Genomic DNA, 12872 nt, shown 5'->3' on the forward strand with positions numbered 1-12872 from the left:
CGGCCGGATCAGACGCCGTAGGCTTGGCCGATCTTGCGCCATCGCGCGTTTTCGCGAACCAGTTTCAGGTTGTCGGTGGTTTCGGCAAATGTCCGCGAACGGTATTGCCGGAGCAGGTCCGCGAAGAGCTCCCCGTCCGGGAGGCCGGCAAGCTGCTCGCGGACCGAGATCTTTTCATCGATGACCCGGGTGCCCCAGGCATTTTCCCTTACCTGCAGCTCCGCAGCCAGATCACGCTCTTCCGGCGCGGTTTCGTCCAACGCAGCCAGGAGGATCGAGTGGAAAAGCGCTACATAGCCAATCTGTCTCAGGCCGCCGACAACCCGCACCCGCGGCAATATGGCAAGAACGAGGAACGTCAGGAACAAGTTCGGCAGCAGCACGCCGTCCAGCAGCGCCTGCTTGAGATGTGGCCGCTCGAACGGGATGGAAAGACCATGCGGCTTGTCAGGCTCGATCAGGTACCCGTTCTCAAGAACGAGCTTGCGCACGCGCTCCTCGCGGATGCCCCAGAAATAGTCTGTGGCATTGGGCAGGAATCTGCCGAATGGGGCCGATGCGGCCTCTTGCAAGGCATATTCGAGACGCTGGCGTCTTGCGGGTTCGATGAGCAGCCTGGAAAGAAGACTGCCGTCATATTGTAGGTGCCGCGCCATGACAGCCGCGGCAAGCCGATCATCGATGAAAACCGGCAGGGCCATGCCGGAACGATCCCAATTGGCGACCAGATCCTCGTTGAGGGCTGTCATGGCATCGGCGGCGGTTCCAAAGACCTTATCCTGACTGGCAAGCAGTGTACCTAGCCAGCGGCTGGCATCCGTTTCATCGCCCATCGCTTCGAGCGCGCGCTTGTTGAGGGAGACGGGACCGGCCGCGCAGGCGCTTTTGCTGCACAGCTTGTGGCGCCCCATGCCAAACAGGTTGACCTTGTCGTCTCCGAGATCAAGCCATCCAGGCCCCTCCCGGCCAATTGTCTCCATGGTCATCGTCGTTCCCATGAAGCCGACGAAGGCTGACAGCTCGTTTTCGACCGCGCCGAGCCAGGCAAGCAGGAGGGCATCGAAGGTGATCCGGTCCATCAGAAGTAGGCAGTGCAGACCGGACTGAATCACCGGTCTGTGCTCGAACTCGTCGAGGGCCTTGCCGATTTCCTCAGGCTGCATGATCACGCCGAGGCGTTGGTGCAGGACCTCGCGCAGGATCGAGCGGGCAGCGATCGCCGGGCCGGATGCAGGCCTTGCCACCGGCCGCCACAGATGCCGGGCGTAGTCGGAAACTGGAGCATTCCAGTTCTGCTCGATGTCACGCGCGACTTCCGGGCAGAGCAGCGACAGCACAGCCAGAATTTCCACGGGGGGGACTGGGGCGAAGACGGCGGTCATCAGAACCGCAACCGGGCCATGCTCAGGAGGTCGTGATACTGCCCGTTGGTAAGACCGGCCTTCACATGCCGGCCTTCAACCTCGAAGCCGTGGCTGGTGTAGAGACGGATGGCCGGCTCGTTGTCGGCATAGACGGTCAATTCGACCCGCTTCAGGGCGCGCCAGTTGTCGGCCACGTCAAGCAGAGCGCCAAGGATGGCAGAGCCGATACCTTTGCCGACAAAGCCATCATCTAGGCCGATATTGATCTCGCCGATATGCGAACGGCGTGGCGAGCTTTGCACGACCAGGCTGCCATGGCCGACGACCTTGCCGTCCAATTCGGCGACGATCCAGGTGGTTTCCTGGCCGGACTTGGCGATGCGCCGCTCCACCTGATCCACCGTCTCGAAGGGCATCCTGAGCGTCCCCCAGCGGAAGCCCGGCATGTTGAAGATAGCGCAAAGCGCCTCCGCATCGCTTGCCCGGACGGCCCGGAGCTGCGGCTGGATTTTCTCGGATGGCGAGGTCGTGCTGGTCATGACTTTCCCGGCGAAGGCAATCGGCCCGGCACGATGCACCGGACGTCACCTGAAAATCCAGCCGTCTCTGCAGCCTATGCTGCCGATTGCGAACCAAAATACCGGGAGGCCGTGTAGAGTTTGAAGGCGCCGCTGATGCCGATCCAGCCGAAAAGGGCGAGCCAGCCCAATGTAGCGGCCGCCGTCCAGTCGATCCGATGCACCGCGGCGTCGGTGATAACGAGGCCAAGGATGGAAAGCAGGCCGACCAGAAATTGCGCCAGGCCTAGCACCAGCAATTCTTCGCGGGGCGCCCTTTTCCAGACGAGATAAGTGCCGCCAGCGCCGGCAAAGAAAATGGCGCTGTAGACCTGGGCGTGGAAGGGATCGACCGGCCATGGCCAGGTGCTGCTGACCATCAGGGGAAACAGCAACATGCCGAAGCCATAGACCCCAAGGATCGCCGTTTCCGCCAACATGTAGCTGCGCCATGCGGGGCTTAGGGTCACGCCATTTGCTGACGGACGGGCCCTTGCCCGCCACAGGAACAACCCGGATACCGCGACCGAACCAAGATAGACCAGAAACCAGAGCCAGGTCGCTTTGCGCCCAAAGTTGAAATAGCCGAGATTGATCAACGAAACCGCCGACACGATTACGGTGAAGATGAGAGCCATGAACAGCACGAGCCTGCCCGGCGACCAGCGATTCCAGAACAAGAGCGCCGCCATCACTGCCATTTCGGCGGCGTAGAAGCCGCCGAGAAAGCGGGCACTGAATGGCGTGACGGGCCAGGGCCAGCGCGGCTTGACCAACGCAGGCGCGAAAAACAGGCCGGCGCCGACGATCAAGACGATAATGACCCCTGCCGAGAAAAGCCGCAATGCCGCGGGAAATGGCGGGTTGTCGGATGTCGGCACGGGAGAAAGCCCCAAAGATGAATGCGCCATGTACCCATCATAGTGCCGCTTGCGGCCGGTGAAAATCCGCCGAATTCAAATTGAGCTGTCACCAGATCTATCCATTCGAATGGCCGTTTGATCCCTTTCGACGTAAGATGGTGTGCGCGGACCGAAGACCGGTCCGGCGAACACGCCTGGGAGGCGCATTTTCCGGAGCCTGCACGATGACCGAAGCTCAGGATCTGTTCTCGCTTCTGCGGCAATCGACCGATGTCGATCCGCAGGCAATCGACGCGATCCGGCGAACCATCGCCGAGGGCAAGGACCACGAACTTTGCCGCATCAATGCGCTGGCCTTCGCCAGCAAGAATGGCCTCGACGAGGAACGCACCATCAGCGCCTTTCTCCATGCGGCGCGGGTGGGCATCTTCGACATCTCCTGGAATGTTCTGTGCCCCGGCTGCGGCGGCGTGCTCGACACCAACGCCACGCTGAAAACAATGCAGAAGGACGAATACACCTGCGCGCTGTGCTCCCAGGGCTATTCGCCGACCCTCGACGAGATGGTCGAGGTGACATTCACCGTCAGTCCCCGCATACGCAGGATTGCCGCCCACAATCCGCACGAACTGCCGTTGATAGAATACTTCCGCCAGATCTACTGGGCGTCCGGCGCCGATCTGCCGGAAGAGGATTTCGCGGAGAAGATTGAAGCGTTCTCGCTGGAAGATATCGAGCTTGCGCCCGGTGAAAAGGCGGTTCTGCCCATACAGCTTCCATCTGAATTCGTCATCGTCTTCGAGCCGGTCACGCATTCAGCGCAGTTCATCGACGCTAAGGGCGAACCAACAAAGGAGCGCCGAAGCCTCTCATTGGTTTTCGACCGCGACCATGTCCAGAACCAGACGTTGGAGATGCAACCAGGCCCTTTGCGCATTTCGCTGGAAAACAGGACCGACACCCGCGTGCTGCCGACGGTCTTCATCGCCGGCCACGCATTGCATGATTTCCTGGGCAAGCGCCGGCCCTTCCTGACCGCCAAGCGCCTGCTAACCAACCAGACGTTCCGCGATCTCTATCGCACGGACACGCTCGACATCAACCAGCGGCTGAAGATCACCAGCCTGACCTTCCTGTTCACCGACCTGCGCGGATCGACCGAGCTTTACGAGCGGGTGGGCGATCTTTCAGCCTTCGATCTCGTGCGCGAGCATTTCCAGGTGCTGCACGAGATTGTCGCGGCGGAGGCGGGCGCGGTGGTGAAGACGATCGGTGATGCGGTGATGGCGACCTTCGCGACGCCTGATCGTGCGATTGCCGCGGCCCTCAGGATGCGCGAGGCCATGCGTGCGCTCAATGAAAAAAGCGGGCGCGAGGATCTGCTGCTCAAGATCGGAGTCCATGCCGGCCCTTGCATCGCAGTGTCCATGAACGAGCGGCAGGACTATTTTGGCCAGACGGTCAACATTGCATCACGGGTCCAGAACCTGGCCAACCCACAGGCAATCTTCGCCACCCGTGCGGTGGTCGACGACAATCTCACCGCCGATCTGTTGCGCAGGAACGCGCTGACGCCCGTGCCTCACGAGGTCTCGCTGCGCGGCATTGAGCGGGAGATCGCGGTGTATACAATCACCTGAGGAATTCCAGAGCAATTCCAGGAAAAGCCTGAAACGGCTTTCCCGGGAAAGCGCGTAACGCTTTCTCTTGGGAATTGCGTTAAAACAAAGAGCTGGAGCAGCGTTTCCGTGAAGCGCTCTCGGCCGCTCACACGCGCTTGCAGAGGAAATAACGATCGGCGGGCTCGGACGTCGGCGCCGGGAGGCGTTGCAGCAGCGGGTGATCGAGCGGCGTGCCACTGACCGCGAAGCCGCCGACGCGAAGCAGGCTCGCAATCAGATCGGGAAGCCAGGTAGCGGTCACTGCATCGCGATCATCATAGCCGGTGCCGATGTCGGCATGAACAAGGGCGGCTTCGATGCCAATGAACTTACGGGCCGTCTCGCGTATTTCGCCGAGCACGAGGTTTTCAGCTTCGGGAATTGAACTGGTGTGTGCGCCGACTTCGCGGTCGAACACCACGATCCGACGCCCGGGCAGGCGCTCGCGCAGATGGTGGAACGTCCGGCCATTGCCGAGGCCGAGCTCGAGCACAAGCCCCTCCATCTTCGCCACCTCGGGGCAGACGTGATCGAGAATGTCACGCTGTGCGGTCATCCTGCTGATGAAATTCTCGAGACGACTCATATGCTTTTGTGTGTCCTGAACCAGATCAAGAGATCGGCAATGCCCGCGAAGAACTGTTCACGAGTGCATCCCGAAGGCGAGGCGCTAATCTCGATTGCGTGTCGGCACATATACGGGCGGACGATGAGCACTGCAATAACCGTACGGGCGGCCGGCAGGGACCATACCGGGTGGAGCCGGCGGCCCGGCGGCGGCGGAATAGCGATCTCACTTGTAGGGGTCTGCGGCGTCCCGCAAGCCGTCGCCGAGGAAGTTGAACGCCAAGATGACGAGAACGACGGGGAGCATCGGCAAAAGCAGCCATGGATAGAACGCGATCACGCTGACGCTGCGCGCCTCGGTTAGCAGGATGCCCCAGCTGGTTGTCGGTGGCCTCAGGCCCAGCCCAAGGAAGCTCAGCGCCGTCTCGCCCAGGATCATGCCGGGTATGGAGATCGTCGCCGTCGCGATCAGATGCGACATGAAACCGGGAATGAGGTGCCGCCGGATAATGCGGCTGCTGCTGGCGCCCATCAATTGCGCGGCCAGAACGTAATCCTCCTCGCGCAAGGCCAGAAGCTTTGAACGCACGGCCCGCGCCAGTCCGGTCCAGTGGAGCAGCCCGAGGATAACGGTGATGCCGAAATAGATCAGGATTGGACTCCAGGTTATCGGCATGATCGCCGCCAGAGCCAGCCATAGCGGAATGCTGGGGATCGATTGCAGAACTTCGATTATCCGTTGAACGATCAGGTCGAAGATACCGCCGTGATAGCCAGCCAGTCCGCCTATGACAATGCCGAGCAGGAAGCTGAAACTGATGCCGACAAGGCCGATTGTCAGTGAAATGCGTGCGCCATAGATGATACGCGAGAGCACATCGCGCCCCAGCCTGTCGGTGCCGGCCAGAAAGAGCTGGCCGTTTTCGGCAGGACAGACAAAATGCCAGTCACCTTCGACCAGGCCCCAGAACCGGTAACTGTCGCCCTTGCAGAAGAAACGAATCCGCTGAACATCATCCTGGTTGTCGATGTAGTTCCGCTTGAGTGTGTCCATATCCAGCGTCATCTGGCGACCATAGACGAAGGGCCCGACAAGCTGGCCGTTATGGAACAGGTGCACCCGCTGCGGCGGCGAATAGATGTAGTCCATGTTGCGCGTGTGCAGATTGTAGGGCGCCAGGAACTCGCAGATCAGTATCCCGAAATAGAGCGCTGCTAGAAATATGCCGGACACAAGGGCAAGCCGGTGCCGTCGGAATTTCCACCACATCAGCCGCAACTGCGACGCCTGAAAGACCTTCGACTGCTCCGCCGTCATCGCCTCGACGGATTGCAGGTCAAAAGGCGCGATGGAAACGTAGTGTTGCAGCGGGGCACCCGGAGCGGGCAGGGGCGATTGCGTGTTCATTTGGTGCTGCCGCCCTGCAAACGAATTCGTGGATCAAGCAGCGCCAGCGCCAGGTCGGAAATCAGGACACCGATCACCGTCAGGAAGGCGAGGAACATCAGGAAAGACCCTGCCAGATACATGTCCTGGCTTTGCAGCGCTCTGATCAGCATCGGCCCCGTCGTTTCCAAAGACAGCACTATCGCGGTGATTTCGGCACCGGATATGATGGCCGGCAGGATGGAGCCGATGTCGGAAATGAAGAAATTGAGCGCCATGCGCAGCGGATATTTGACGAGCGCCTTGAAGGGATGAAGGCCTTTGGCGCGCGCGGTCACGACATATTGCTTGTGAAGCTCATCAAGCAGATTGGCGCGCAGCCGCCGGATCATGCTTGCCGTGCCCCCGGTGCCGATGATCAAGACCGGGATCCAGAGATGGGCGAGGATCGACTTCGCCTTGGCCCAGCTCATCGGCTCACTGAGATATTGCGGGTCCATGAGATGGCCGATGGAGGTGCCGAACCAGATATTGGCGAAATACATCAGGATCAGCGCCAGCATGAAATTCGGAATGGCAAGGCCGAGAAGGCCGAAGAGAGTAAGGCCGTAGTCGCCCCAACTGTATTGATGCGTGGCTGAGTACATGCCGATGGGAAAGGCGATGAGCCAAGTGAAGATGATCGTGACGAAGGAAACCAGCACGGTCAGCCACATTCGGTCCCCCACGACGTCGCGAACCGGCAGCTCATACTCGAAGGAATAGCCGAAATCGCCGTGCAGCATCCCGCCGACCCAGTAGAAGTAGCGAATGACGGGCGGCTGGTCGAAACCATATTCCTTCCGCATCATTTGGATGCGATCGGAATCTACCGCTTCGCCCTGGGCCCGAAGCTCGGCGACATAGCTGTCGAAATAGTCACCCGGTGGAAGTTCGATGATGGTGAACACCAGCGCCGATATGACCAGCAGCGTTGGAACCATCACAGCGATGCGCCAGACAATATATCGAAGCACGCTCAGGAGCCTCCAAGCCAGAATGTATCCGGCATGTAGACACCGAAATAGGCGGTCGGGTCATAGCCGAAGAGTGCCTTGTCAGGTAGATTGCGCAGCCGCGAGGACACCAGAATGGGCTGAAGTGTTTCGTTCACCGTACCGATCGAGAACACCTGATCAGTGTAGATCGACAGCATTGAATTCCAGATTTCGGCGCGCTCCGTGGCTTTGGTCGATGCGTTCCAGCGCTTGAGCAAAGCCATCAACTCGACCACTTCAGGAAGATCGGGCGCCTCACCCATCTTGCCATGGGACAGATAGTAAGCGCCCCAGAGCGGCCATTGCAGCTGGTCGTCGATGGTGGGGGCCAGCTGGTATGGGTTCATGTCTGCGGTCGGCACGCCATTGTCGATGCCCGACGACATCGACATCATGATCTCGCCGCCAAGCGCGCGGCTGCGGAAGATGTCGCGCTGCGAAGTCCGGATGAACAGGGCGATGCCGATCTTGCGCCAGTGATCGGTGACGAGTTCGAGCGCGTCGGTTTCCAGCGTGCTTTCGCCGGCAGTTTCCACGATGATCTGCGCCGGGCGCCCATCGGGAAGTAGCCGCAGGCCGTCATCGTCACGTGTCTGAAGCCCGACCTGGTCTAGCAGGGCATTGGCCTGGTCGGGATCATGGGCAACCCAGGCCTTCGCGAATTCCGGCCGGTAGAGCGGGCTCTCCGGCAGGACCGTATCGGCGCTTTCCTGCGCCAATCCGTAGAACACGGCCATATTGATCTCGCGCCGGTCCACGGCGAGCGAAAGTGCGCGGCGCACGCGCACGTCACGCAAAAGGCCACGCCACACCTGGTCGGCACAATTCAGATTGGGCAGCAGCGCCAGCCGCGAACCCTGTGTGCGTTTCCAGAGATGCATCTTCACGGGGTAACGCTTCTCCGCATCCTTCAGGAAGGAGTAATCGCTGAAGTCAATTCCCATGCATTGCAGGTCGCTCTCGCCCGCACCGGTCTTGGCGGAAATGATCGCCGACGAGCTGACATTCATGACAATCCGGTCGACATAGGGCAGTTGCCGGCCATTCTCGTCTATTCGATGAAAGAACGGGTTGCGCTCGAAGATGAACTGCTCAGCCGGCGGCTTGGTCCGGTTCTGCCAGGGATCGAGCGTGGGCAGCTCCGGATTCTCCGGGCGATACTGCCGCGACATGCGGATATGCAGGAGCGTCCATTTCGCGACCCGGTTCTCCTTCATCAGGCCGGCGAGCCGGAATGGATCCTGGTATTTCTTGTGGAACTGCTTGAGATAGGCGGCCGGCAAAACAAGCGGTGTCGGCGAGGCAGCGGCAAGCTTGGGCAGGAAGTCGGGATTTGGCGCATCCCAACTGTAGCGGACAGTCAACGGATCGACGATCTCGAAACGTGGCGGCTTGCCGTCCGCCAGCAGGGCAGGGGCGAGCCCGCCTTCGGAAAGCTCATCGTTCAGCCAGACATCTTCCCAGCAATAGCGAAAATCCTCCGGCGTCAGGAGGCTGCCGTCGGACCATTTATGCCCTTCCCGAATCTTGAACGTGAAGACGCGATCATCCGCTACGTCGAAGCTTTCGAGAATGTCGGCTTGCAAGTTGAGCTTTTCGTCATAGCCGACCAGGCGGGCATATCCGTAGATCGTCATCATCCGGATATCTTTCTGGCTGCCGATGATCGTGCGCAGCGTGCCGCCATACTGGCCGGGTTGCCGGCCCATCGCAGCGAGGTTCAATACGCGCGGGCTCTTGGGCAGGCGCTCTGCGAGTGCCGGCAGAGCCCTGGCCTTCAGCTCCGGCTGAAGAAAATCCGGCTCCAAATCGCCAGCGCGCGACGTGCCCGGCAGAAGTGCCGAAGCCATGAGTCCAAGGAGGGTGCGACGGGTGATCAATGGCGCAACTCACTGACATCGGCCAAACGTCGGGCCAGCACGAGGTGGCCGCCGCCAAGATCGATCGGCGACAGCGTATCCTCTTCGCCCTCGTCGTGGAATTGCGGTCCCCATGCGCTGGCGTCGGAAGCGCCGCCGAGCTTCAGCGTCTTGAAATCCATCGGCCGGTCGAGATCGGGGAAAGGGACTGCGGCGACCAGTGAGCGCGTGTAGGGGTGGACCGGTTTCCTGAGCAGAATTTCGCGCGGCGCAAGCTCGACGATACGCCCGCCGCACATCACCGCGATGCGGTCCGCCATGTAGTCCACCACCGCCAGATTGTGGGATATGAACAGGTAGGTCAGGCCCAGTTCCTTCTGCAGGTCCTTCAGGAGGTTTAGGATCTGCGCCTGGACAGAGACATCGAGCGCCGAAACCGGCTCGTCGCAGATCAGGAGTTCTGGCCCCAGGGCTAACGCGCGCGCAATGCCGATACGCTGACGCTGCCCGCCGGAGAAACTGTGGGGATAACGCTTGATGAAGCGCGGATCGAGCCCGATTGCCTGCATCAGGCTCTTGACGGTGGCTAGTCGGGACGCGGCATTGCCACGTTGATGGATTTCCAGCGGCTCGCTCAAGATATTTTCCACCGTCATGCGAGGTGAAAGCGACGAAACCGGATCCTGAAAGACCATCTGGATTTTCGCGCGCAGCAGGCGCAGGGCGTCTCTGTCGCCTCCCAATACGTCGATCGGTCCATCGCGGCCATTGAAGATCACAGAGCCGCCGCTAGGCGTGACAGCCCGCATGAGCATCTTGCTGACGGTGGTTTTGCCGCAACCACTTTCGCCGACCAGGCCCAGGCACTCGCCCCGCCTGATATCGAAGCTCACGCCGTCCACGGCGCGAACAGAGGTTTGACGATCCCCGCCGAACCATCCGGACTTGCGGATGGTAAAAACCTTTGTCAGATCCCTGACCGACAACAGGATGTCGTCCGGCCCTTTCGATGCCGGCGCCGTCTGCTTGCCCAGCAGGGTGCCGACGTTCACCGGCACCTCGCGGAGCGCCTTTAGCCTCTCGCCCGGCTTCAGGTCGAAATGCGGGACGGCCGCCATCAGGCCCTTTAGGTAAGGGTGACCTGGCCGGCGGAATATCGCCTCGACAGGTCCCGCTTCCATGATCTCGCCATGGTACATGACCACCACCTCGTCGGCGACATTGGCGACAACGCCGAGGTCGTGCGTGATCAGCAGCATCGCCATATTCAGCTTGCTCTGAAGCCCGCGCAGCAATTGCAGGATCTGCGCCTGGATGGTGACATCCAACGCCGTCGTCGGCTCGTCGGCAATCAACAGGGCGGGCCGGCAGATAAGCGCCATGGCGATCATGGCGCGCTGACGCAATCCCCCCGAAAGTTCAAACGGATACATGTCATAGGCGCGCTTGGGATTGGGAAAGCCGACAAGGCTGAGCATTTCCTCGGTCCGCGCCTTGCGCTCCGCCCGAGCCATGGGCGTATGAATCTGCAGGGATTCGCTGACCTGGTTGCCGATCGTGTGCAGCGGCGAAAGCGATATCATCGGCTCCTGAAAGATCTTGCCGATGCGGCTGCCTCTCAACGCCCGGATTTCGGGTCCATCACGCGGCATCTGCAGGATATCCTGTGTCGTGCCGGGCTTTTCAGGATCGGAAAACAGGATACGGCCACGAACATGGGCGGTGTTCGGCAAAATGCCCATCACTGCCTGGCTAAGAACCGATTTTCCGGAACCGGACTCGCCCACAAGCGCGGTAACCTTGCCGGGAAGGACGCGAAGATTTGCACGCCTGACGGCGTGCAACGGTCCCCCGATAATGGCAAAAGAGATGCCAAGATCTTCGACCCGCAGTAGATCAACGCCCGAATTCATTCTCACACCAGCCCCACTCTGGCAACGTGCAGAAAGCGAGAGACTAGCGCATTGCCAGTCTAGAGCAACTTGGATTCGACACGGTCGCCAGCGGCAGAACCGGCGACCGGACTGCCTACCAAAGGCGTTCGGATCAGATTGGGGCGGGCTACTGGAGCTTCCTCGGGTCGCCCGCCGGCAGCCGTGCGGCATCGCGATGAAGCAGCATGACCTGCTCGGCCTCCGATCTCCGGTCGTAAATCGGCTCCAGCGCACTGTCTTCATCGAGTGCGAGAGTGCCCGACAGATCGGGTGAAAGCACCGTCAGCTTCTGCTTGATCCCCGCCAGTTCCTCGCTGCCGAGCGTCAGCCAGCTGTTGGTGCCGCAATAGCTGGCGAAGTCTTTGCTGGCGAGAACGCGGTGCGGATATTTCTTGGTCAGGGTCTGGAGGCGCTGGACCTCGTTTACAGCCGAGCCGAAGACAGAGAATGTGAGCCGGTCGGTAAGCCCGACATTGCCGAACATCACGTTGCCGACATGCAGGCCGATGCCAAATTTTATGTCGGACAACCCCTTTTCCTTCCTTCGCAGATTGAGATCCACCATGCGCGCAGTGGCCTTGTGCGCTGCCGCCAGAGCAGACTGGCAGGCGGTCTCGGAATGCGAGCGATGCCTTTCGCAAGGGTAGACGGCAATGAAGCCATCACCTATGAAACTCATGATCTGCCCGCCTTTGCGATTGAAAGGTGCAGCAATGGCATCGAAAAACTGGTTCAGCGTATCGATGTAGACTTCGCGGCCGGAAGTTTCGGCAAGCCTTGTCGACCCGCGCATGTCGGCCATGACCAGTGCGGCCCGGATTGTGTCGCCTTCGCCGCGCTTGATCTGGCCGTCCAGCACGCGTCTGCCGGCGTCGCCGCCGAGATAAGTGGTCATCATGTTGTCGGCCAACTTGGTGAGCACCGCCATTTTGGTTGCGATGGCGAGATGGTTTTGGATACGCAGCAACGCCGAAATCATGCTCTCGCTGAAACCTGAAGCACTGTCGGTGGACCAGGACCCGATCATGCCCTGACTGGTATTGCCGTTGAAGGGATGGACGAAAGCCATGTAATCGGTCACGCCCATAAGCCTGAGTTCATCGAAAACAGGAAATTCCGACGGGACCGACGGGTCGAGCCGGCGCCGCAGATGGTCGAGCTTGTTGCTGAGCAGATAGTAGTATGGGCTGGTCAGGAACCTGTCAGAATGAACGCCGTCCTTTTTGCGGAAGCCTTCCACTTCCATGCCTTGGCCGCGAATCCAGGTGAAGCCAAGCGCGTCATACAGCGGATGAAGCATCGAAAAGCTCAAATGCACCCGCTTCAACGGCAGGCCAGCAGCAGCCAGCCGTTCGCAAAACCCCTTTACCAATGTTTCCAGGTCATGGCCCGCCAACGCCGACTGAGTCAGCCAGTCGGCAACCTTATCCATGAGAATTGTGGAAATTTCTGCTTGCGCCGTGCTCATACCACCTCGAAACCCGTCGAAGACGGAGCCATTATCCGTCGATCCGCCATAATACAGTCCGCCGGCGACCCAAAGATACCCCAAAGTCAACGACGTCGGCTTCGACGGCAGAACGGCGAAGGAATTTCCCGAATGACTGTCCTTGCAACCAAGGGACAGGCTTAACTGCATTCAT

10 protein-coding genes are annotated in these 12872 nt (G+C 60.3%); 1 reads left to right on the plus strand and 9 read right to left on the minus strand.

The window, feature by feature from the left end; all coding sequences use genetic code 11:
• Nucleotides 1-8: 8 nt before the first annotated feature.
• The 3 genes from LB543_RS23450 to LB543_RS23460 form a co-directional block, all read right to left on the minus strand.
• The gene (locus tag LB543_RS23450; RefSeq protein ID WP_224615701.1) at nucleotides 9-1382 is read right to left on the minus strand and encodes a hypothetical protein; all 1374 of its coding nucleotides are present in this window, start codon (nucleotides 1380-1382) and stop codon (nucleotides 9-11) included.
• Entirely contained in the window at nucleotides 1382-1903 is a 522-nt protein-coding gene (locus LB543_RS23455; protein ID WP_140808318.1) for a GNAT family N-acetyltransferase, read from the minus strand. Before LB543_RS23455 ends, LB543_RS23450 begins: the two co-directional genes overlap by 1 nt.
• Before the next feature lie 74 nt (nucleotides 1904-1977).
• Nucleotides 1978-2832 (minus strand): hypothetical protein, encoded by an 855-nt coding sequence (locus LB543_RS23460; protein WP_224615702.1) that lies wholly within the window; start codon nucleotides 2830-2832, stop codon nucleotides 1978-1980.
• Nucleotides 2833-3008: 176 nt separating this feature from the next.
• Between LB543_RS23460 and LB543_RS23465 the strand changes: the two genes are divergently transcribed.
• A complete protein-coding gene (locus tag LB543_RS23465) occupies nucleotides 3009-4424 on the plus strand; it encodes an adenylate/guanylate cyclase domain-containing protein (RefSeq protein WP_140756767.1) in 1416 nt (471 codons plus the stop codon).
• Nucleotides 4425-4551: 127 nt separating this feature from the next.
• On the opposite strand, the gene LB543_RS23470 is transcribed toward LB543_RS23465, so the two are convergent.
• The 6 genes from LB543_RS23470 to LB543_RS23495 all read right to left on the minus strand — a co-directional run bounded on the left by LB543_RS23470 (nucleotide 4552) and on the right by LB543_RS23495 (nucleotide 12697).
• Nucleotides 4552-5031, minus strand: coding sequence for a class I SAM-dependent methyltransferase (locus tag LB543_RS23470; protein ID WP_224615703.1), 480 nt, complete (start codon nucleotides 5029-5031; stop codon nucleotides 4552-4554).
• Between the two features lie 207 nt (nucleotides 5032-5238).
• Nucleotides 5239-6420 carry an ABC transporter permease gene (locus LB543_RS23475; protein WP_224589979.1) on the minus strand — a complete coding sequence of 394 codons (1182 nt, stop codon included), beginning with the start codon at nucleotides 6418-6420 and terminating at the stop codon, nucleotides 5239-5241.
• A complete protein-coding gene (locus LB543_RS23480; protein WP_140756774.1) occupies nucleotides 6417-7415 on the minus strand; it encodes an ABC transporter permease in 999 nt (332 codons plus the stop codon). Before LB543_RS23480 ends, LB543_RS23475 begins: the two co-directional genes overlap by 4 nt.
• Before the next feature lie 2 nt (nucleotides 7416-7417).
• Nucleotides 7418-9286 (minus strand): ABC transporter substrate-binding protein, encoded by a 1869-nt coding sequence (locus LB543_RS23485; RefSeq protein WP_411908781.1) that lies wholly within the window; start codon nucleotides 9284-9286, stop codon nucleotides 7418-7420.
• Between the two features lie 26 nt (nucleotides 9287-9312).
• Nucleotides 9313-11208, minus strand: a complete 1896-nt coding sequence (locus LB543_RS23490; RefSeq protein ID WP_140757049.1) for an ABC transporter ATP-binding protein — start codon at nucleotides 11206-11208, stop codon at nucleotides 9313-9315.
• 148 nt (nucleotides 11209-11356) lie between these two features.
• Complete coding sequence (locus tag LB543_RS23495) at nucleotides 11357-12697, minus strand: adenylate/guanylate cyclase domain-containing protein (RefSeq protein WP_224615736.1); 1341 nt, start codon at nucleotides 12695-12697, stop codon at nucleotides 11357-11359.
• Between the last annotated feature and the right edge of the window lie 175 nt (nucleotides 12698-12872).

The sequence above is a fragment of the Mesorhizobium sp. ESP7-2 genome (genome assembly GCF_020164715.1).
Lineage (GTDB): Bacteria > Pseudomonadota > Alphaproteobacteria > Rhizobiales > Rhizobiaceae > Mesorhizobium.